Source organism: Domibacillus robiginosus (assembly GCF_000966195.1).
Classification (GTDB): Bacteria; Bacillota; Bacilli; order Bacillales; family Domibacillaceae; genus Domibacillus; species Domibacillus robiginosus.
In genome coordinates, this window is record NZ_LAHL01000038.1 from 1 (window position 1) to 20,976 (window position 20,976).

Consider the following 20,976-nt stretch of genomic DNA (forward strand, 5'->3'; position numbering starts at 1 on the left):
GACGAGGTAGATAGGTTCGAGGTGGAAGTGCGGCGACGCATGGAGCTGACGAATACTAATCGATCGAGGACTTAATCAACTGAAATGCCGAGGGTGCGTGTCCATCAGCGACACGCGCTGGAGGAATGGCTGCATGAGGCGCTTTTGGCCTCATGAGCCAGGCCGAAGCGACGCGAGCTGATCGCACCCGAGGCTGGACAACACATGGCGTGTAACCGAAAGGTTTTTGCCCATACAATGCAAGCTTCTATCCAGTTTTGAAAGAACACTTCTTTCAAACTTCATAGTCAGGTGGCTACAGCGAAGAGGTCACACCCGTTCCCATCCCGAACACGGCCGTTAAGCTCTTCAGCGCCGATGGTAGTTGGGGGTTTCCCCCTGTGAGAGCAGGACGCCGCCTGGCAAAATTTCATATCATTCATTCCGCAGTAGCTCAGTGGTAGAGCAATCGGCTGTTAACCGATCGGTCGCAAGTTCGAGTCTTGCCTGCGGAGCCATTGCTTTGCTTCCATAGCTCAGCAGGTAGAGTGCTTCCATGGTAAGGAAGAGGTCACCGGTTCGAGCCCGGTTGGAAGCTTACTTTTGTAAGCCAGTTAAATATTATATATAGATAGGCCCCTTGGTCAAGCGGTTAAGACACCGCCCTTTCACGGCGGTAACACGGGTTCGAATCCCGTAGGGGTCACCATTTGGAGGATTAGCTCAGCTGGGAGAGCATCTGCCTTACAAGCAGAGGGTCGGCGGTTCGATCCCGTCATCCTCCACCATTTATGCCGGTGTAGCTCAACTGGTAGAGCAACTGACTTGTAATCAGTAGGTTGGGGGTTCAAGTCCTCTTGCCGGCACCACTTCTTAATTAAATAGTATGGAGGGGTAGCGAAGTGGCTAAACGCGGCGGACTGTAAATCCGCTCCTTCGGGTTCGGCAGTTCGAATCTGCCCCCCTCCACCATTTTCCTAAAGGAACATATCTAAACATGTTCTTTTTCTTCTTTTTTGAGTATACTACATAACAGAAACATCAATGGGCTATAGCCAAGCGGTAAGGCAACGGACTTTGACTCCGTCACGCGAAGGTTCGAATCCTTCTAGCCCAGCCATTTTTGAGCCATTAGCTCAGTCGGTAGAGCATCTGACTTTTAATCAGAGGGTCGAAGGTTCGAGTCCTTCATGGCTCATTCATATTAAAAAGGCATTTTATGCTTTATGCATAAAATGCCTTTTTTGTTTATTCTTCGTTATTCGACAAAAAATCTGCTATAATTAGAAATAAAAGGGAGCAACATCCAGAAGGAGTTGCTTTTTTTTAGTTACGGATGGACCACTCGTTTAAAAGTTGATCCAGTTTTTGGCTTATTTCGATGACTTTTTGATCGCTAAAGGATGTCAGCAGGGCCTGGGAGATCATTTCGGAACGATACTGCTCAATCGTTGCTTCGAGTTGAATGGGCTGCAACAGATGATACCCCCTGTTCATAAATAAATATACATACAGAAGAAAATACCCACAAAAACATAATATAAACCTCAAGATTTATTTTTTATCTTTTTGAAACCTTTATGTACGTGCATCCGTATAAACACATACCGCGAGGGCGGAGGGAGACAAAATGGATTTAATTGTACAAAGACGAATTAAACAAGTAATAAAAGGAGACCAAAATGCGTTTGGAGAAATTGTCGAGCTTTACAAGGACAAAGTATACCAAATCTGTTTTCGCATGCTCTGGGACCGCCATGAGGCAGAAGATGCCGCACAGGAAACCTTCCTGAAAGCTTTTTTGAATATCCACACATATAATCAAAACAAAAAGTTTTCAACATGGCTATACAGAATTGCGACCAATCTATGTATTGATAAAATCCGTAAAAAGAAACCGGATTATCATCTGGACGCAGAGATTGCTGGAACAGAAGGATTAAACATGTACTCACACTTAGCCTCAGGCGATCAACTTCCGGAAGATGAAGTAGAGAGTCTTGAGCTACAGGCATCCATTCATAAAGCAATTTTATTGTTGCCGGAAAAGTATCGTTCCGTTGTTGTGTTGAAATATATTGAAGAACTGCCGCTGCAGGAGATAGCAGATATATTAGAACTGCCCCTTGGAACGGTAAAAACACGTGTGCACAGGGGACGTGAAGCACTGCGTAAGCATTTGCGGCATTTGTGAGAAAGGGTGCGATGAACGATGACATCTTGTCCGAAACGGATTGTTCATTATATGCATGAGTATCTGGATGGGGATATTCAAGAAAAAGAAAAAAAAGAATTAAAATATCACATTGAAACATGTCAGGACTGTAAACAGCATTTTGCTGAATTAAAGAAAACGATCGCACTTGTACAAAGTGCTTCTCATATAGAAGCGCCAGCAGGTTTTACGGCCCGGGTAATGGCGCTACTTCCACGAGAAGGGAAAAAGGTTGGGATTGAGCGTTGGTTCCGAAATCATCCGTTTTTAACAGCAGCAGCTCTTTTTCTTTTGTTAATGAGCGGAGGCTTTGCTTCGTTATTTACACAGGAAGACAATCAGTTTGCTTTCACTAAAAACAATGCACTGAAAGTAGAAAATGAAACGGTGATCGTGCCATCAGGAACGGTTATTGAGGAGGATATTGTTGTGAAAAATGGAGATATTCGAATCGAGGGCTCCGTTGAAGGGAATGTTACCGTTATTAATGGCGATCGCTTTATGGCATCAGCTGGAAATGTAACTGGTGAAATTCAGGAAATTGATGAGCTGTTTGGCCGGATTTGGTATGAGATAAAAGCATTGTTTCAATAGGGAGTGGACGGTAATCGTCTACTTCTTTTTCGCTTGTATGGTATAATGGAAAGGTTAAGGAAGAGAGTGATTTCTTCACGGCTCCGTAATTCCAACCTGGAGGATCTAGTATGCCGTTTATGACTTATTTTCAAGATTATACGTTTATTGACTATTTATCCAATACGATTGATATATTGCTTGTCTGGTACGTTATTTATAAGCTGCTAATGGTAATCAGAGGGACGAAGGCTGTTCAGCTTTTAAAAGGTATTTTTGTTATTGTGATTATACGCGCGATAGCTGGTTTTGCGGGTTTGGATACACTTAGCTGGATTATGCAGCAGGCGCTTACCTGGGGTTTCCTTGCTGTCATTATCATTTTCCAGCCAGAAGTAAGACGTGCATTGGAACAGCTGGGACGCGGACGGATTTTCTCCCGCAGTGCAATACAGGAAGATGAAGAACAACGCAAGATTATAGATGCGCTCGTTAAATCAATCCGCTATATGGGAAAACGCCGGATTGGTGCACTGATTTCCATTGAAAAAGAAACCGGGCTGAATGACTATATTGAAACGGGGATTCCAATGCAATCTGTTATTACATCGGAGCTGCTCATTAATATATTTATTCCGAATACACCACTTCACGATGGAGCGGTCATTATTCAAAAAGACCAAATTGCAGCAGCAGCTTGTTACCTGCCTTTATCGGAGAACCCATTTATTTCAAAAGAACTGGGTACACGGCACAGGGCGGCCCTGGGTATTAGTGAGGTAACGGACAGCTTGACGATCATCGTCTCCGAAGAAACAGGAGCCATTTCTGTTACTCGAAATGGTGACTTGTACCGTGACTTAACAGAAGAAGAGTTTCGGGATATTTTAGAGCATCAGCTGTTGACCGGCATCAATAAAAATGAGTCTTCCAACCGCTGGACGTGGAAGGGGCGCAGAAACAATGGATAACTTTGTGGAAAGCAAATGGTTTGTGCGGATTGTCGCATTTTTACTGGCTTTTTTGCTTTACATGACAGTGAATTTTGGTGATTTTCAAGCGGTGAAACAAGCAGGGAATGGTGCGCTTGAGACAACCGAGGTATTGACGAACGTACCACTGAAGACATATTATGATACAGAAAATTTATATGTATCCGGTGTACCGGAGCAGGTCCGGGTAGAAATTTCCGGTCCAAAGAGTATTATTGAATCAACAAAACGGCTTCGTGATTTTGAATTGAACCTTGATTTAACAGATTATGAGCTTGGCAAGCATCGGGTAGCCATTACACATAAAAACTTTTCGGATAAGCTGGATGTGTCCATTGAGCCTGCTGCAATTGATGTCAATATTGAAGAAAAAGTGACGACGACCAAAGCTGTCACACCTGAATTCAATGATTCTGCTCTGGCAGAAGGCTATCAAGTAGACAATGTGACGGTTGCGCCAAGAGAAGTAAAAGTAACCGGATCCCAGTCGGATATCGATAAAATTGCTTTTGTACGCACAGCGCTCACAGGGGAAGATGAAATCAACGAGGAAACAACCGCAACCGCAGCGGTACAGGTGCTTGATGGGAATTTAAATAAGCTGGATGTAAAGGTAGAGCCTGAAACGGTACAGGTTTCGATTTCAGTGAAAAACCCGAGTAAAAAAGTGCCGCTCAACCCCGTGTCAAAAGGCACACCAGGTGATGGTGTGAAAATTTCATCGCTCCAGCCGGACGTAGAAGAAATTACGATTTATGGGAAAGAATCAGCGCTAGAGGAATTAAAGGAATTTGCACTTCCGGTTGATGTAAGCGGCATAACAAAGGACACGACGCTCACGGTGCCTGTGAATTTGGGTGAGCAATTTAATTTTTCATCGCCGCAGGAAGTAAAAGTGAAAGTCACAGTAGAAAAATCAACGGAAAAGTCTTCATAAAGCCGTTTTGATAAAAGGAGAGAAAACAATAGATGGGTAAGTATTTTGGTACAGATGGCGTCAGAGGTGTGGCAAATACAGAGCTGACACCGGAACTTGCATTTAAGCTGGGCCGGTTTGGCGGATATGTGTTGACAAAAGATGCGGAGCGTCCAAAAGTTTTAATCGGTCGCGATACCCGTATTTCAGGTCCGATGCTTGAAGGAGCACTTGTAGCAGGACTTCTTTCTATTGGAGCGGAAGTTATGCGCCTCGGCGTTATCTCCACACCAGGTGTTGCGTATTTAACAAAAGCAATGGATGCGCAGGCCGGTGTAATGATCTCAGCTTCTCACAATCCCGTACAGGATAATGGGATCAAGTTCTTTGGTTCTGACGGTTTTAAGCTTTCTGATGAACAGGAAGCGGAGATCGAAGCGCTGCTGGATCAAGCGGAGGATACATTGCCTCGTCCATCAGGCGCCGATCTCGGCTCAGTGAATGATTATTTTGAAGGCGGCCAAAAGTACATTCAGTATTTAAAGCAGTCAGTTGATGAAGACTTTGAAGGCATTCACGTGGCGCTTGATTGTGCCCATGGGGCAACATCTTCGCTTGCAGCTCATTTGTTCGCTGACCTTGAAGCAGACATTTCAACAATGGGCGCCGCGCCAAATGGCTTAAATATCAATGAAGGTGTCGGATCAACTCATCCGGAGAAGCTTGCAAAATTTGTAAAAGAAAAAGAAGCTGATCTCGGTCTTGCATTTGATGGAGATGGTGACCGCTTAATCGCAGTCGACGAAAAAGGCACCATTGTAGATGGCGACCAAATTATGTTCATTTGCGCACGTTATATGAAAGAACAGGGACGCTTAAATAACGATACGATTGTTTCGACCGTTATGAGTAACCTTGGCTTTTATAAAGGTATTGCCGAGCATGGCATTCAAAGCGAGCAAACAGCAGTCGGCGACCGCTACGTAGTAGAAGCAATGAAAAAGTATAATTATAATCTTGGCGGTGAGCAGTCCGGCCATATTATTTTCCTTGATTACAATACAACAGGTGACGGCTTACTTAGCGGCCTGCAGTTGGTTAATATTATGAAAGCAACAAAAAAATCGCTTTCTGAACTTGCGGCAGAAATGAAAAAATTCCCGCAGACGCTTGTTAATGTGCGCGTAACAGATAAGCATCATGTAACGGATAACGCAAAAGTAAAAGCAGAAATTGAACGCGTGGAAGCAGAGATGGCTGGGAATGGGCGGGTTCTTGTTCGTCCATCTGGTACGGAGCCACTTGTGCGCGTTATGGTAGAAGCTGCTACAGAAGAGCAGTGCCACTCATATACAAACCGTATTGCAAAAATCGTCGAAGAAGAAATGGGTCTTCATGTATAAAAATAAAAAGGAAGTTCGGGTGTCGGTATCTCACTGGCACTCCGAACTTCTTTTTTTATTGTAAGCGAAACAACTTTTCATAAACCGAACCCTTTATTACAAATCATAACGGTTGAAAAAAAGCGATATCTGCACAATAATAGTCGGAAAGCGTTCACATGAATGGAGGAAGTATATAAAATGGAGGAATACATAAAAAAGAAACAGCTGGCTGTTCATCGCGCCGACCATGCGTATTTTTTGGCGGCTGTATTTTGTTTTTGGCTGGCAACGTACATTTATGCACCAGTCTTTGGCGTATATCTTCAGGAAATCGGCTTTCGCTTTTGGGCTATTGGTATTATTTTAGGTGCTTACGGTATTACACAGATTTTGCTTCGTTTTCCACTCGGCATTTTATCAGATTTCCTGCAAAGAATTCGCAAGCAATTATTTGTAGGTAGCTTTATTGTAGCGCTGATCAGCAGTTTGATACTCGTTTTCTTCGATTCGTTCGCGATGATTTTGATAGCACGTCTGTTAGCAGGAGTAACGGCATCGATGTGGGTGATGGCGACAGTGCTTTACTCCCACTATTTTGATGCTTACCGTGCTTCCAGGGCGATGGGTATTATGCAGTTTGTTACGGTGGCGACCCAGTTTTTCAGCATGGCGGTCAGCGGCTGGCTTGTTCACCAGTTTGGCTGGACTCTTCCGTTTTGGGCCGGAGCCGTCGCGTCTGTTTTAGGTGCTTTTTTTGCCTGGAGGATTAAAGAGGTGCAGCCACTAGAGGAGCCGGCAGATCGAAAAAGCATGGCTTTTCATATAAAGGAAACAATTCGGCTGCCGCAGCTAAAAGGGCTGACATTTTTATCGATGATTGCGCATGCCGTCCTGTTTATTACCATCTTTGGCTTCAGCCCTCTTTATGCAGCTGCGCTTGGAGTCGAGGAGCAGTCTTTTATTTGGCTGACATGTGCTTTTTTCGTTCCGCATGCAGCTGCCTCACTTAGCCTTGTGTTTTACCGCATTGATCCGCGCAGAAACAAAGCGGTTCTGGTCATTTGTTTTATTTTAACGTCTGTTTTCCTGTTTGCCGTTCCACTTACACATACACTTGCATCTCTTAGTAGTATGCACATATTCATTGGGCTGGCACTTGGCTTTGTTTTTCCACTTTTACTCAGTGAAGTTGTCCTAGTCAGTCCGCCAGCGTTTAAAATGTCAGCGATGGGCTTTTTCCAGTCTTTTTATGCACTTGGTATTTTTCTCGGACCTCTTGCGGCCGGTGTTATAGCAGAGCAGGTCAGCCTTGATGCTGTATTCATTATTACCGGTACACTGTGCGCGGTGGCAGCTGTTTTTGTCCTGCTGTTTATGGGACGTAGAAAAATCAGTTTTTGATTGACGAAAGGGATAAAAACACGGTATGATTATCGTGTTTTTATTTTTAAAAAAGAAGGGAGCAAAGAAGAAGTATACAAGTTTTACCTTAAAGCGCCTGAACTGAGCGGGACGACCATACGCTCAGTTGACGAGGAGGAGGTTTATCGATGTTTCGGCGGATACCTCCCGGCTGCTGGTACACAGCTGTTACGTTCATTCTTAAAACAGGAGGGTAACCTCTTGCACAAAGGGAATGGACATGTGCCACATATCTATAAAATTGAACGAAGCGCGACGGGCAAAGCGCCTTAGCCGGCGCTTGTTCGTCGACGCCTCTAATCAGGAGGAAATCTATTTATGTGCGGAATTGTTGGATATATTGGCAGTGAAGATACAAAGGAAATTTTGTTGAAGGGGCTTGAGAAGCTTGAATACCGCGGCTATGACTCGGCCGGTATTGCTGTGCGCAACGCAGAGGGTGTGCACATTTTCAAGGAAAAAGGACGTATCGCTGATTTGCGCGCGGTTGTGAACGAAGAAGTACAATCGCATGTAGGAATCGGTCACACACGCTGGGCGACTCACGGTATTCCAAGCCGTTACAACGCGCATCCACACCAAAACGAAGACAGCCGTTACACACTTGTGCACAACGGTGTTATTGAAAACGACGAACAACTAAAAAGCGAATATCTTTCAGATGTTGCTCTTCAAAGTGATACAGATACAGAAGTTATTGTACAAATGATTGGCTTGTTTGCAAAGGATGGTCTTTCAACAGAAGAAGCTTTTCGTAAAACGCTTGGTTTGTTAAAAGGCTCTTATGCGCTTGCTCTTTTAGACAAACAAGATGAAGATACAATCTATGTAGCAAAAAATAAAAGCCCGCTTTTAGTCGGCCTTGGAGAAGACTTTAATGTTGTCGCATCTGATGCGATGGCGATGCTTCAGGTAACAGATCAGTTTGTTGAATTGATGGACAAAGAAATGGTGATCGTGACAAAGAACGCAGTAACGATTAAAAACGAACAAGGCGAAGCTGTTGAACGCGCACCGTATACAGCGGAAATCGACGCGGGTGATATCGAAAAAGGCACATACCCGCATTACATGCTAAAAGAAACTGATGAGCAGCCGTTCGTTATCCGTAAAATCACACAGGCGTATCAAAACGAGCAGGGCGAGCTTCATGTAGATGAGGATATTGTAAACGCAGTGAATGAAGCAGACCGCCTATACATTGTTGCATGCGGCACAAGCTACCATGCGGGTCTTGTTGGCAAGCAGTACCTGGAGCAAATGGCGAATATTCCGGTAGAAGTGCACGTAGCGAGCGAATTCGTCTACAACATGCCGCTTCTTTCGAAAAAGCCGCTCTTTATCTTTATTTCCCAAAGCGGGGAAACGGCGGACAGTCGTGCCGTATTGGTAAAAGTAAAAGAACTTGGTTTTAAAGCTTTGACAATCACGAATGTACCGGGCTCTACGCTGTCACGTGAAGCGGATTACACGTTGCTGCTTCATGCAGGTCCAGAAATTGCTGTGGCGTCTACAAAAGCTTATACAGCGCAAATCGCGGTACTGTCTATTCTGGCAGACGCAGCGGCGAAAAAAGCGGGCATTGATATTGGCTTTGACCTTGTGCATGAGCTTGGCATCGTCGCAAACGCGATGGAAGTGCTTTGTGATGCAAAAGAAGAATTCGAACAAATCGCCAAAGATTACCTATCAACAACACGCAACTGCTTCTTTATCGGCCGTTCTGTTGACTACTATGTCGGCTTAGAGGGTGCCTTGAAGCTAAAAGAAATTTCTTACATTCAGGCAGAAGGATTTGCCGGTGGTGAATTGAAGCACGGTACGATTGCTTTGATCGAAGAAGGCACACCGGTGATCGCACTTGCGACACAGTCAGGTGTAAACTTGAATATCCGAAGCAATGTGAAGGAAGTTGCCGCACGTGGTGCCAACACATGCATTATTTCCTTGAAAGGTCTTGAGCAGGAAGGCGATCGTTTCGTTCTGCCAGCCGTTCATGAAATGCTTGCACCGCTTGCAGCTGTTGTACCATTCCAGCTGATTGCTTACTATGCAGCCCTTCACCGCGGCTGTGATGTAGATAAGCCACGTAACCTTGCAAAGTCAGTAACAGTTGAATAAGTTGGAAAGCCGCCCAGGATTGGGCGGTTTTTTTGTTATACTATAAACAAATTGGATAAATTAACATTTAAGTTTTTAACGAGAAAATTCTTCTTTAGGAAGCAGCTATGAAGGACACCATCCTGAATAATAAAGCTTTTTGTGAAAGGCGAATGAAAACGAAGATGCCTGCATTCTTACGGTTTATAAATAAATATCAATAGAATCTTATAAAAATGGGAAAGAAAGGATCTTTTTTATGAAGCAACTCTGGCACGGCGGAACAATCTATACGATGGAACGAGAGAGTGAGACAGTTGAAGCAGTTTTAGTGGAGGATGGATATATTCTCGCCACAGGCCCGGTGGATGAGCTGAGTGAGAAAGCGGAAGAAGGAGTTAATTTGCAGGGAGCGGTCATGTACCCGGGCTTTGTGGATAGTCATCTTCACATGATCTTTCAAGGAGAAACGTTCGTGCGGCTTGATTTGTCGGCGGCTTCTTCGGCAGAGGAGATGCTGGAAATGGTTGAGGAAGCGGCGAAGTCAACACCTGCTGAAAAGTGGCTGTTTGGGGAAGGCTGGGATGAAAACACGTTTTCCGACCCGCGAATTCCAACGATGGAGGAACTGGATGCAATCCGCACAGAACCGATTTTGCTTACGAGAGTATGCCACCATGTGGCTCTCGGCAACAGGAACGCTCTTTTAGCCGGCAGCATAAAAGAGGAAAGTGAATCCCCGGCTGGCGGCGAAATTGGGAGAGACAAGGAGGGCCGATTAACAGGACTTCTCTATGACAAAGCCATCGATCCAGTTGCCGCGGCGATTCCGAGAAAAGGAGACGCCTACCTCGATTATTTAACAGATGTGCTGAACCAGGCGGTCGATCAAATGCTGTCGTACGGGTTAACAGGCGGCCATACAGAAGACATGCACTATTTCGGAGAATTTACCAATCCACTGACGGCATTTCAGCGTGTCATTGGGGAAAAGCATCATTTCAGAGTGAACCTGCTTCGTCACCATGCCGTATTCAAAGAAATGATGGAAGCGAAAACAGCATTTGACGAGCCATTTATCGAGCCGGGTGCCATGAAAATTTTTGCGGATGGGGCACTGGGTGGTTCGACCGCGGCTCTGTCAGTACCTTATGCAGACCAGCCGGACAGTAAAGGACTCTTGATTCATACAGATGAACAATTGGAGCAACTGATTCAGCTCGCACGCCAATATAATGAAGCGGTTGCGGTACACATTATCGGTGATGAGGCGGCAGAGCAGGTTCTTCATTTTCTTGAAAAATATCCTGCACCAATGGAAAAAAGAGATCGGCTTATTCATGGATGTGTGCTGCGTGAAGATTTAATAGAAAGAATGGCGGCCCTGCCCGTCGTGGTGGATGTGCAGCCGGCTTTTGTTCCATCAGATTTTCCGTGGGTGATGGACCGCCTTGGCAAGGAGCGGCTCGATTACGCCTACCCGTGGAAAACCTTACTAGACCGTGGAATTATGTGTGCGGCTGGAACAGATGCGCCGGTGGAAAATATCAGTCCTCTCGCTTCCATTTATGCAGCGGTTGAACGAAAAAAGCCAGGTGAGACACATGAGGGTTATCGTCCTGAACAAAAGCTGTCTCGTTTTGAAGCTATTCGGATGTATACACTTGGCAGCGCGCAGGCGATTGGTAAGGAGCATGAACGAGGACTTATAAAGGTCGGTTATGTGGCGGACTTTTCCATATTTGACCGTGATTTATTCGCTGGGACGTCAGAAGAGATGCTGGCAGCAAAAGCGATCAAAACGGTAGTGGCAGGAAAAGTCGCTTATGATAGAAGGTCTGAGAAGAAAAAGACTTTGTGATCTTTGGGGCCAAAACGCAAGGGTCCATCGATGTATACAGGCTGCCCCGCTTTATCTGTTGCGGACGCTGCCCATTCTATAAGTGATGTAAATCCTTCGAGTATAATAAAGCCTCCTTTTTTCATTTTTTCATTTTTTAATACAAAGATATTAGCAGGCCCGGAATAACGGAGCCTGCTTTTCAATATGCTGTTTCCCGTTTTTATATAGGGACAGGCGGGTAAGGAAGAAGGTAAAAGTAATCAACGAATGTATAAGAAAAGACGTAGAGTTTTGGAAGAGTAAAAATAGGAGGCTGGCATGAATACGAAAAAATATTTGGTGCAGGCAAATCAAGAATTGGATCTGCAAAGCTATGCTACATCAGAAAAAGATGGTATTGAGGAACGGGAGCTGCTGGATAATAAAATTCCTGAGCGTGTCAGCCGGCTCAAGGAGCTTCACTGGAAACTGCATGCAGAGGAGAAAAAAGGAATTCTGGTTGTGCTGCAGGCGATGGATGCAGCCGGAAAAGATGAAGCCATCAGCTATATTTTTTCAAATTTAAATGCCCAAGGCTTAAAAACGACAACACTTGGCAAGCCTTCTGAAACAGAAAAAAGTCATGATTACCTCTGGCGGATTCATGAAGGACTTCCAGCAAGGGGCCAGATCGGTATTTTAAACCGCTCTCACTATGAAGAGGTTATCGCTACAAGAGTTCATGACCTGCTGGGAGAGGAAACAATGCCGGACCATTTGGAGAGGGAAGAGGATATTTGGGGGGTACGATTCCGGCAAATCAATGATTTTGAGCGCTATATGGTAGAAAACGGATTTTATGTGGTGAAGTTTTTCTTCCATGTATCAAAAGAAGAACAGAGAAAGCGGCTTTTAGAGCGGATGAAAGACCCGAAGAAAAACTGGGAATTTTCATTTAATGACGTGAAAGAGCGTGAGCATTGGGACAGCTATCAGGAGATTTTTACGGATATGCTTCGTCACACATCTACTAAACATGCGCCGTGGTATGTTTTACCGGCAGACGATGAATGGTACTCACGCTACATTATTACAGAAGTCATGATTGAGCTGCTTGAGAAAATCAACCCGCAGTTTCCAGTTATTTCAGATGAGAATCGGAAAAAACTCGATGAATACATTGCAAAGCTGGAAAGCGAATGAAGCCATACAAAAGCCACACAAATGTGTGGCTTTAGTATGTAGACAAAGTCTTTCTCTTTCAAAAAAAGAGCCGATAAGCGAAGCCTGCCGGACTTCGCGTTCCGCGGGCAGTGCGGCAGCTTCCTCGGCTTACGCCTGCGTAATCTGCCGACTCACTGTACTTCCTGCAGGAGTCTTCGTCCGGCCGGCTTCATTAAGTGGTGTTGAAGATCAATCAACCCGGGATTGGATATACATTTCCTCTTTTTAAAAAAAAATACGACCTTATTCGTTCTATACAACCTTGTCGCCGCCGCTCTATCTCATTCATGTGACGGTTATCAATTATTTGTTTTACAGTCTGAAGCCACACACTATGTGGCTTTTCTCTTATTTCATTCCCGTATAAATCAAAATCGCATCCCGTAAAAATTGGGTGCCGCCTGTTATGCGCTGGTCATAATAAGCTGTAAATCGCTCGTCGGCTACATACATCTCAGCGAGTCCCGCATGGGCTTCTTTCGAATAGGTCGGCCATGAATAAGTGAGCCACTCCTTGTGCTTAGCAGCCAGCTCCTGTGCCTCTTTTCCGGAAGGATCACCGGTAGCATGCGCTTTTTCAAGCAATAAGAAAATCTCTTCCCCAAGCTGATTCATCGCATCAAAATCGCTTTTGGTCATTCCCATGAGCTTTGCATTGCTTGCATCGACCGTTTGATCACCATATTTAACGCGAATTTCATCTCCGTACTTCTGTTCGTTTTCCTCAATCAACTTTTCTTTTAATCCCTTAAACTTTTCGTTGTCCTGCATCCTAATTTCTCCTTTTTTGCTGGCGATTGTTTTTTCAACCGTCGCCATCATTTTTTCAAGACGGGCTCTCTTTTGTATCAGTTTTTGATAATGACTTTTCAGCGCAGCTATTTCATCAAAATCAGGCTCCTGCAAAATAGCATTAATCTCGTCCAGGCTGATGTCGAGTTCGCGGTAAAATAAGATGTGCTGAAGCAGATCGACCTCTTGCTGGCCATAAATACGATAGCCGGATGAGCTAAGGCGAGCTGGCTTTAAAAGCCCAATCTGGTCGTAGTAGCGAAGTGTACGAGTCGTTACACCGGATAGTTGTGCCAGTTTGTTGATCGTATATTCCATAGGCGGTTCCTCCTGATAGTTTCATCTTAAACGTTGACGCTACGTAAAGGTCAAGCGGAAAATAAATTTCATTTCCTCTTTTTAATTGATAATTTTTAACAAAAAGACTTTTTTTTGCTTTTGAGTCACCTGCCTTTTCTTCTGCATTCATTGTATACTTGGAAGAAACAGCAGGAGCAGGAGGAAAAAACATGACAGAATTGCCAAATTGCCCGGAATGTGGATCGGCGTATACATATGAAGACGGAAATGTACTGATCTGCCCGGAATGCGCGCACGAATGGGCACCGGGTACAGCAGCTGAGAGCAGCGAGGATGAAAAGATAGCGAAGGATGCAAATGGAAACCTCTTAAAAGATGGTGATTCCGTTTCGGTCATTAAAGATTTAAAAGTAAAAGGCACTTCATCGGTCATTAAGATTGGTACAAAAGTAAAAGGTATTCGTCTTATTGATGGCGATCACGACATTGACTGTAAAATTGATGGGTTTGGCGCAATGAAGCTGAAATCGGAATTTGTAAAAAAGATTTAGCAAGAAGAATTCATTTTGACGTGTTTTTTAAAATGAATTCTTTTCTTTTGGCTAGTTCGGGCTGGACAAAGTGCCGTTTACGTTTCAGCAGCTGCTCGGGGTGCTGGTGATTGTCGGAGGCACTACGATATTCAAGCTGGGTGGAGAACGAAATGCACAAAAAGAAAAGGAGCGAGTTTAATGAAATCATATCAGACCCTGCTATTTGACATTGATGATACTCTTTTAGATTTCCGCGCAGCGGAGCAGAGAGCACTGGCATTGCTTTTTGCGGAACAAAATATAGCATTGACTGATGAAATAAAAGCAGGATATCAACGAATCAACCAAGAACTCTGGCGTAAATTCGAACAAGGTCATATCACACGTGAAGAAGTGGTAAACAGTCGTTTTGCTCTTCTTTTTCAAGAATATGGCCGGGCGGTGGATGGAGTTCAGCTGGAGGCAGCATACCGCGGCTTTCTAGAGGAAGGCCATCAGCTAGTAGAAGGCGCTTTTGATTTGATCAAAAGTCTGCAGTCACACTATGACCTGTATGTTGTAACAAATGGCGTTTCAAAAACCCAGTTTAAACGGCTGCGAGATTCGGGACTGCAGCCGTTTTTTAAAGGTATTTTTGTATCAGAAGACACCGGCTTTCAAAAGCCAATGAAGGCATTTTTTGATTATGTATTTGCACGTATTCCTGACTTTAACGCAGAGGAAGCATTGATTATCGGAGATTCGCTGAGTGCGGATGTGAAGGGTGGACAGCAGGCTGGAATTGATACATGCTGGTTTAATCCCCATATGAAACCGAATCAAACAGATAGTAAGCCAACCTATCAAATCCAAACACTTACAGAGTTAATTCCTATTATAGCAAAAGAAATAATACTGATTTGATGACTGATGACAGAGAGAAGGAACAAAGGATGAAAAAAGTGAAAATTGAACAGCCAAAGTTTTCCCGGGAAATGACTGAAGGGTCTTTTGAGGAGATTTACGGGGAAGAACCTGAGCTGACCGGGTGTATGGTAGCCAATGCACAGGCAGAGGAGGCGGCAATAGAGCGAGCTGTTTTTTCAAAAGTCATTTTTCAAAACGGTCAGTTTATGAATTCCCTTTTTGAAAGGATCGATATGGTTGATGTCCTGTTTGAAAACTGCGACTTATCTAATGTGCGTTTTCCAAATGGCGTGATTCATCGGGCTGTTTTTAAAGAATGTAAACTGGTCGGCACCGATTTTTCAGAAACACATATGAGCCATGTTACATTCCAAGAATGCGCGGTGCGTTTAAGTGACTTCACAGACGCCCGTTTAAAACATGTTTCTTTTAAAGATGCTTCGCTAAAAGGAGCGAATTTTTATGGAACGGATTTTAAGCATGTGCTTTTTGAGCAATGTGATCTGGACGATGTTCAATTCAAGCATATGTCTTTGAAAGGAACCGATATTAGCACATGTCGGTTTGATCAGCTGCACGTGAATTTAGAGAGCCTGTCGGGCTGCATAGTTTCCGAGGAACAGGCGATTGGGTTTGCAAAGCTGCTCGGCCTTACAATCAAAAGCTAGTCGCAGATAAAAGGGTAGCATTTGTTCTGTGCGAAGAGAAAGAGAATATCGTATAATAATAAAACAGCTCAATTTGTTCAGTTTTTAACATGTTTCCTCCGCCTATAGAGAAAATGAAAGGATTAGGAGTAGAGAAAAATGAGAGAAATGGACCCTTATACAAGAGAGAAAGCTAAGCTTCCCCCCTTAATCCAAAGCCTCCTTGACCGGTCTGGCAGTACGGTTTCTGTTGAAATTCACGATTCTGCGGGTCGCCATACGATCGCTGGCGGAAAATACAGTCTGGCCCAGCATAAAATTATCCTGTATTGGGATGGTATTAAAGAGCAGTGCCGAATTTTGTATGGTTCACTAAAACCATTTGAACAGCACCTGGCAGCTGTTTTCGCTCATGAGCTTGGCCATGCAGAAGATGATCAGCTGAAAGATCTGGCTGATCAGCTCGACCGTACAGAAGATTCATTGCAGAAAAAGAGAATCGCTCTTCGCATTGAAACGAATGCATGGAGCTACGCCAGCCGTCTTTTAGAGGAAGACGACCGCGAATTTTTACAGTTTTTAATGCATATGTCACTAGAGCCCTATCACGAGGGTGCCGCTTAAATAAATTATGTACAAAAAAGCCCACAGACAATTTCTTCATAAAGAAGCAATTGCCCATGGGCTTTTATTATGGTTGTAAAAGATGCATGCTAAAGATTCGCTTTAACGGCGGCTTTTTTGTCCGCCTTTGCGTCCTGCTTCTTCACGGCTCATTTTGCCATCATTGTCATCGTTGTCAGAATTGCGTCCTCTGGCTTCTCCGCCTTTTTGTCCGATCTCCTGGTAGAATTCCTTGTCATGGCTGTCAGCAGTGGCTTCTCCGCCCTTTTGCCCGATTTCCTGATAGAATTCTTCACCATGGCTGTCAGCAGTGGCTTCCCCGCCTTTTTGTCCAATTTCCTGGTAGAATTCCTTGTCATGGCTGTCAGCAGTAGCTTCTCCGCCTTTTTGTCCAATCTCCTGGTAGAATTCCTTGTCATGGCTGTCAGCAGTAGCTTCTCCGCCCTTTTGTCCAATCTCCTGGTAGAATTCCTTATCGTGATTGTTCGCTGTAGCTTCTCCGCCTTTACGTCCTGCTTCTTCACGGCTCATTTTATTGTTATTGTTAGCCATTGAAAATTCCTCCTCGGTAAATTTGGATTTCACTTACGGTTGTATGTTACCCGCCTCCCAATCAATCAAACAGAATTTTATAAAAAGGATCAAAAGAACCAATTTGGAAAACAATTTCCTTTTGAGTGGGTTTTTTAAGGCGGGCTTTTTCTCACGAGGTTCTTTTAAAACCCTTGCTGAGCCAGCTGCTGTTCAGCAAATTCCCGATATAATTTGTGAGAGCTGGTGAGCTCTTTGTGTGTTCCCATTCCCGTAATCTCACCTTTTTCGATGAAAATGATTTTATCTGCATCCACGATAGTAGAAAGCCGGTGGGCAATCACAAAAGTAGTTCGTCCTTTCATTAATCGGGCCAAAGCGTTTTGAACAATTCCTTCTGACTGGCTGTCAAGGCTTGCTGTCGCTTCGTCCATCATTAAAATTTTTGGATCTCGCAAAAATGCGCGGGCAATGGCGATACGTTGACGCTGGCCCCCGGACAGCTTAACACCACGCTCGCCTACTTCTGTGTCCAACCCATTCGGAAAGCTTTGTATAAACTGATCTGCATAAGCCATTTTTGCGACTTCCCATAATCGTTCATCCTGAATTTTTTGGCCGTCTGGCAGCCCATAAACCAGGTTTTCACGAATCGTTCCGGCCATCATGGCACTTTCTTGGGGAACATAGCCGATTTGACTGCGCCAGGAAGCCATAGATAAGTCGGTGATCGGCGTGGTGCCGATGCGTATTTGACCCGAGGTCGGTTCGTAAAACCGCTCGAGCAATCCAAACATTGTTGTTTTCCCACCGCCGCTTGGTCCGGCAAACGCAATCATTTCACCCGGCTGCGCGGTAAAAGAAATGTCTTTTAAAACCGGTTCCTGGTTATGATAGGCAAAGGATACGTGCTCTACATAAATCGGCTCATGCTTAATGTCTAGGGAGATGCCGCCCTGTCCAGGCTCAGGCAGCAAATCAAGAATGGCAATAATCCGTTCTGTCGCGCCTTTTGCTTTTTGAAGCTGGGTGAAAAACATGGCAAATGATGTAATAGGCATAATAATTTGAAACAAATAAAGCAAAAAGGCCACCAGGGAACCCGTCGACATGGTTCCGTTAGATACACGTATGCCGCCGTAGCCAATAATCATGACGACGACAATCATGACGACGAGGTACATAATGGGCGCAATAAGCGCAAAAATACGCGCTTCCTTTAATCCGAATTGAAACAGCCGTTCAATGCCGGCTATCCCTTTTTTTTCTTCGCTTTTTTCGGCAGTTGATGCTTTCATTAAGCGGATTTCACCGAGTGTCTGCTGGACATGCCCTGTAAAAGCTGCTGTTTCATCTTGCAGTCCACGAGAGATTTTGGCCATCTGACGACCAAGCGGAAACATAATGATGATTGTCAATGGCACGGAAACGAGCATGAGCATGGTCATCTTCCAATCCATTAATAGCAAAATAACGAGGGCGCCAATAATAGAAATAACGCCTGAGATAAACTGAGGAAATCGGTTTGAAATCAAGTCCTGTACTACACTTGTGTCATTTACAACCCGGCTGACAGTTTCACCGCTTGACTCCTGATCAAAATAAGAAACAGGCAGACGGATTAATTTCATCCACATTCGATCGCGCAGGCTGGAAACTACTTTATAGCCCACAACACTGAGCCAGTAAATTGATAGTCCATTGATTACGGCCTGGGCAATAAATGCAATCGCAATGGCGGCAATAAGGGATGGGCTCAGGGAAGAAACCGAAAAGCCATCGACTAAATGTTTTGTCAGTAGAGGAACAACCAGTCCAGCTATGGTTGTCAGCACACTTGCCAGCAGTCCGGCAAAAAGCAGGCGCCGTGGAAACCGAGATGATAACAGAAGGGAAACAAAGGGCTTTAAGCTGTGTGGCTGGTTTTCTATCATAAAAGAACTCCTATCTATGCTTGTTTTTTATATGTTTTTCTTTAGTATACGCCTTCTAGCTTAAAACAGCATAAAACAGGCTTCTGAAAGAACACAGAAACCTTTTGTGAGAAAAAGCTATATTTCCAGCAAAAGGGGGAAAACAAATAGAAGCATAAAGAAAAGGAGAGATGGTATGTCGGAGCAAAGAGAAATGCCGCATGAAGAAGGGCTGGATCAAAGTCTGAACTTGCTCAGAGAAGGATACACGTACATATCAAGCCGCCGCAGGTCTTTTCAATCCGAGTTATTCGAAACGCGTTTAATGGGGAAGCCGGCTATTTGTATGGGAGGCAAGGAAGCGGCGGCCCTGTTTTATGATCCAGAAAAGTTTCAGCGGGAAGGAGCGGCGCCTAAAAGAGTCATTAAAACGCTTTTTGGAGAAGGTGGCGTTCAAACGCTTGATGGAGAAGCACACCGGCATCGTAAAGCTGCCTTTATGTCTTTAATGGCGCCAAAACAAATGAAGCGACTGACCGAGATAGCGGAGGTGCAATGGTCGAAAGCAGCGGAGAAATGGGTAGAACGAAATGAAGTGGCTTTATACGAAGAAGCAAAGAAGCTTCTTTGCCGTATTGCCTGCGAATGGGCCGGTGTGCCGCTAAAGGAAGACGAGGTTCGGCAACGGGCGGAGGAATTGAGCGCTCTGTTTGAATCAGCCGTGTCAGTTGGTCCGGAATATTGGAAAACGCGCCGGTCCAGACGAAAAGCAGAGAAGTGGGCAGCCGGCCTGATTGAAGATGTGCGGGCCGGACAGCTTCATCCGTCAGAAGAATCCACGCTGTATGTGTTTTCTCATCACCGGGAGCTGGATGGTGAATTATTAGATAAAAAAACGGCGGCTGTAGAGGTAGTCAACATTTTAAGGCCGATTACAGCGGTATCTATTTACCTGGCTTTTACAGCCCTTGCACTGCATCAATACCCAGAACAAAAATCAAAATTAACATCTGTCAATGACCCTTATACAAAATATTTTGTTCAGGAAGTCCGCCGGTTTTATCCATTTTTTCCTTTCACCGGTGCGAAAGTAAAGCAGGATTTTGAATGGCGCGGAATGGACTTTAAAGAAGGAACATTAGCGCTTCTTGATTTATATGGTACCAATCATGACCCTATGCTATGGGAAAACCCGGATTTGTTCGCTCCGGAACGGTTTGAAAGCTGGGAAAAGAGCCCATTTGATTTTATTCCACAGGGTGGCGGTGACTATCATAACGGACACCGGTGTGCGGGGGAATGGATTACAATTGAATTGATGAAAGTGAGCATTGATTTTCTTGTTAACCGCTTGTCATATTCAGTGCCGGAACAGGATATCAGCTACAGTATGACCAGCATGCCGAGCATGCCAAAAAGCGGTGTTATCATACGTGATATTCAATTAAAGGAGTGAATGAAATGAAAACACAAATCAACGGCAATGTTCTCGAACTCATTGTTGGAGATATTACCGAGCAGACAACAGATGCAATTGTAAATGCGGCCAATGGATCTTTGCTTGGTGGCGGTGGAGTAGATGGTGCTATCCATCAGGCCGCGGGCCATTCACTTATGGACGAATGTAAAAAAGTGCGTACGGAAAAGCTGAATGGTGAAGAGCTGGAAACAGGTGAAGCGATTCTGACAAAAGGATATGAGCTCCCGGCCCAGTTTGTGATCCATACAGTAGGCCCTGTTTGGAATGGGGGGGCAGAAGGAGAAGAAGAAAAGCTTGCCTCATGTTATAAAAATGCTTTACAGGTAGCCATAGAAAACGGGATAAAAAGTATATCATTCCCGTCGATTTCTACCGGTGTGTATCGTTTTCCAATCGAGCAGGCCGCTGTTATCGCCCTTCGAACGGTGACTAATTTTTTAGAAAACCAGTCATTTGGCTATGTTTCGTTTACTCTGTTTTCAGAGCATGACTATCGTATTTACGAAGCCGCAATGAATCGTGTGATGCAGGAGGAAGGCCGCTGAGCATATTCAGCGGTTTTTTAGTGCCCGTTTTTTTATTGATGCTGTAATGTGGGAGACGCTGTTCCAAAGTAGAGTGT

Annotated in this window: 19 protein-coding genes, 8 tRNA genes and 1 rRNA gene; 24 read left to right on the forward strand and 4 right to left on the reverse strand. The window is 44.5% G+C overall.

Features of this window, described 5'->3' with window-relative positions:
- Nucleotides 1-287: 287 nt before the first annotated feature.
- The 9 genes from rrf (at nt 288) to VP97_RS16545 (ending at nt 1,177) form a co-directional block, all read left to right on the forward strand.
- A 5S ribosomal RNA gene (gene rrf, locus VP97_RS16505) occupies nt 288-403 on the forward strand.
- 19 nt (nt 404-422) lie between these two features.
- A tRNA-Asn gene (locus tag VP97_RS16510) sits at nt 423-497 on the forward strand.
- Nucleotides 498-504: 7 nt separating this feature from the next.
- Nucleotides 505-577: transfer RNA gene (locus tag VP97_RS16515), tRNA-Thr, on the forward strand.
- A 36-nt stretch (nt 578-613) separates the two neighbouring features.
- Nucleotides 614-688, forward strand: a tRNA-Glu gene (locus VP97_RS16520).
- 3 nt (nt 689-691) lie between these two features.
- A tRNA-Val gene (locus VP97_RS16525) sits at nt 692-767 on the forward strand.
- A gap of 5 nt (nt 768-772) precedes the next feature.
- Nucleotides 773-848: transfer RNA gene (locus tag VP97_RS16530), tRNA-Thr, on the forward strand.
- Nucleotides 849-867: 19 nt separating this feature from the next.
- Nucleotides 868-951: transfer RNA gene (locus VP97_RS16535), tRNA-Tyr, on the forward strand.
- A gap of 73 nt (nt 952-1,024) precedes the next feature.
- A tRNA-Gln gene (locus tag VP97_RS16540) sits at nt 1,025-1,099 on the forward strand.
- Nucleotides 1,100-1,104: 5 nt separating this feature from the next.
- Nucleotides 1,105-1,177 (forward strand) — tRNA-Lys (locus VP97_RS16545).
- 128 nt (nt 1,178-1,305) lie between these two features.
- On the opposite strand, the gene VP97_RS23395 is transcribed toward VP97_RS16545, so the two are convergent.
- Nucleotides 1,306-1,455, reverse strand: a complete 150-nt coding sequence (locus VP97_RS23395; protein ID WP_245629915.1) for an aspartyl-phosphate phosphatase Spo0E family protein — start codon at nt 1,453-1,455, stop codon at nt 1,306-1,308.
- Between the two features lie 154 nt (nt 1,456-1,609).
- Between VP97_RS23395 and sigW the strand changes: the two genes are divergently transcribed.
- From sigW to VP97_RS16600, 9 genes are all read left to right on the forward strand, one after another.
- Nucleotides 1,610-2,173, forward strand: a complete 564-nt coding sequence (gene sigW, locus VP97_RS16550; RefSeq protein ID WP_050183154.1) for an RNA polymerase sigma factor SigW — start codon at nt 1,610-1,612, stop codon at nt 2,171-2,173.
- Between the two features lie 18 nt (nt 2,174-2,191).
- Complete coding sequence (locus VP97_RS16555) at nt 2,192-2,788, forward strand: zf-HC2 domain-containing protein (protein ID WP_050183157.1); 597 nt, start codon at nt 2,192-2,194, stop codon at nt 2,786-2,788.
- A gap of 110 nt (nt 2,789-2,898) precedes the next feature.
- Complete coding sequence (gene cdaA / locus VP97_RS16560; RefSeq protein ID WP_050183160.1) at nt 2,899-3,738, forward strand: diadenylate cyclase CdaA; 840 nt, start codon at nt 2,899-2,901, stop codon at nt 3,736-3,738.
- Nucleotides 3,731-4,696, forward strand: a complete 966-nt coding sequence (locus tag VP97_RS16565; RefSeq protein WP_050183163.1) for a CdaR family protein — start codon at nt 3,731-3,733, stop codon at nt 4,694-4,696. Before cdaA ends, VP97_RS16565 begins: the two co-directional genes overlap by 8 nt.
- Before the next feature lie 32 nt (nt 4,697-4,728).
- Complete coding sequence (glmM, locus tag VP97_RS16570; protein ID WP_050183165.1) at nt 4,729-6,078, forward strand: phosphoglucosamine mutase; 1,350 nt, start codon at nt 4,729-4,731, stop codon at nt 6,076-6,078.
- 180 nt (nt 6,079-6,258) lie between these two features.
- Nucleotides 6,259-7,461: an MFS transporter gene (locus VP97_RS16575; RefSeq protein ID WP_245629916.1), complete on the forward strand. Its 1,203-nt coding sequence runs from the start codon at nt 6,259-6,261 to the stop codon at nt 7,459-7,461.
- 339 nt (nt 7,462-7,800) lie between these two features.
- Entirely contained in the window at nt 7,801-9,603 is a 1,803-nt protein-coding gene (gene glmS, locus VP97_RS16585; RefSeq protein WP_050183171.1) for a glutamine--fructose-6-phosphate transaminase (isomerizing), read from the forward strand.
- 238 nt (nt 9,604-9,841) lie between these two features.
- Nucleotides 9,842-11,443: an amidohydrolase gene (locus VP97_RS16590; protein ID WP_050183174.1), complete on the forward strand. Its 1,602-nt coding sequence runs from the start codon at nt 9,842-9,844 to the stop codon at nt 11,441-11,443.
- Nucleotides 11,444-11,743: 300 nt separating this feature from the next.
- The gene (locus VP97_RS16600; protein WP_050183180.1) at nt 11,744-12,607 is read left to right on the forward strand and encodes a PPK2 family polyphosphate kinase; all 864 of its coding nucleotides are present in this window, start codon (nt 11,744-11,746) and stop codon (nt 12,605-12,607) included.
- Nucleotides 12,608-12,976: 369 nt separating this feature from the next.
- Here the strand turns inward: VP97_RS16600 and VP97_RS16605 are convergent, their stop codons facing one another.
- Nucleotides 12,977-13,738, reverse strand: coding sequence for a MerR family transcriptional regulator (locus VP97_RS16605; RefSeq protein ID WP_050183184.1), 762 nt, complete (start codon nt 13,736-13,738; stop codon nt 12,977-12,979).
- A 191-nt stretch (nt 13,739-13,929) separates the two neighbouring features.
- Here VP97_RS16605 and VP97_RS16610 point away from each other — a divergent pair, with 191 nt between their 5' ends.
- The 4 genes from VP97_RS16610 to VP97_RS16625 all read left to right on the forward strand — a co-directional run bounded on the left by VP97_RS16610 (nt 13,930) and on the right by VP97_RS16625 (nt 16,430).
- Entirely contained in the window at nt 13,930-14,271 is a 342-nt protein-coding gene (locus tag VP97_RS16610) for a zinc ribbon domain-containing protein YjdM (RefSeq protein ID WP_050183187.1), read from the forward strand.
- 180 nt (nt 14,272-14,451) lie between these two features.
- Nucleotides 14,452-15,156 carry a YjjG family noncanonical pyrimidine nucleotidase gene (locus tag VP97_RS16615; protein ID WP_050183190.1) on the forward strand — a complete coding sequence of 235 codons (705 nt, stop codon included), beginning with the start codon at nt 14,452-14,454 and terminating at the stop codon, nt 15,154-15,156.
- Nucleotides 15,157-15,185: 29 nt separating this feature from the next.
- Nucleotides 15,186-15,827, forward strand: coding sequence for a pentapeptide repeat-containing protein (locus VP97_RS16620; RefSeq protein ID WP_050183192.1), 642 nt, complete (start codon nt 15,186-15,188; stop codon nt 15,825-15,827).
- 138 nt (nt 15,828-15,965) lie between these two features.
- On the forward strand, nt 15,966-16,430 hold the full coding sequence (locus tag VP97_RS16625) for a hypothetical protein (RefSeq protein ID WP_082220407.1): 465 nt from the start codon (nt 15,966-15,968) through the stop codon (nt 16,428-16,430).
- Between the two features lie 102 nt (nt 16,431-16,532).
- Here the strand turns inward: VP97_RS16625 and VP97_RS16630 are convergent, their stop codons facing one another.
- Nucleotides 16,533-16,982 carry a KGG domain-containing protein gene (locus VP97_RS16630; protein WP_050183196.1) on the reverse strand — a complete coding sequence of 150 codons (450 nt, stop codon included), beginning with the start codon at nt 16,980-16,982 and terminating at the stop codon, nt 16,533-16,535.
- A 164-nt stretch (nt 16,983-17,146) separates the two neighbouring features.
- The gene (locus VP97_RS16635; protein ID WP_050183199.1) at nt 17,147-18,895 is read right to left on the reverse strand and encodes an ABC transporter ATP-binding protein; all 1,749 of its coding nucleotides are present in this window, start codon (nt 18,893-18,895) and stop codon (nt 17,147-17,149) included.
- Nucleotides 18,896-19,070: 175 nt separating this feature from the next.
- Between VP97_RS16635 and cypC the strand changes: the two genes are divergently transcribed.
- Both cypC and VP97_RS16645 read left to right on the forward strand, forming a co-directional pair.
- Nucleotides 19,071-20,330 (forward strand): CYP152 family fatty-acid peroxygenase CypC, encoded by a 1,260-nt coding sequence (gene cypC / locus VP97_RS16640; protein ID WP_050183201.1) that lies wholly within the window; start codon nt 19,071-19,073, stop codon nt 20,328-20,330.
- Nucleotides 20,331-20,335: 5 nt separating this feature from the next.
- Nucleotides 20,336-20,899, forward strand: coding sequence for an O-acetyl-ADP-ribose deacetylase (locus VP97_RS16645; protein ID WP_050183204.1), 564 nt, complete (start codon nt 20,336-20,338; stop codon nt 20,897-20,899).
- The last annotated feature ends 77 nt before the right edge of the window (nt 20,900-20,976 follow it).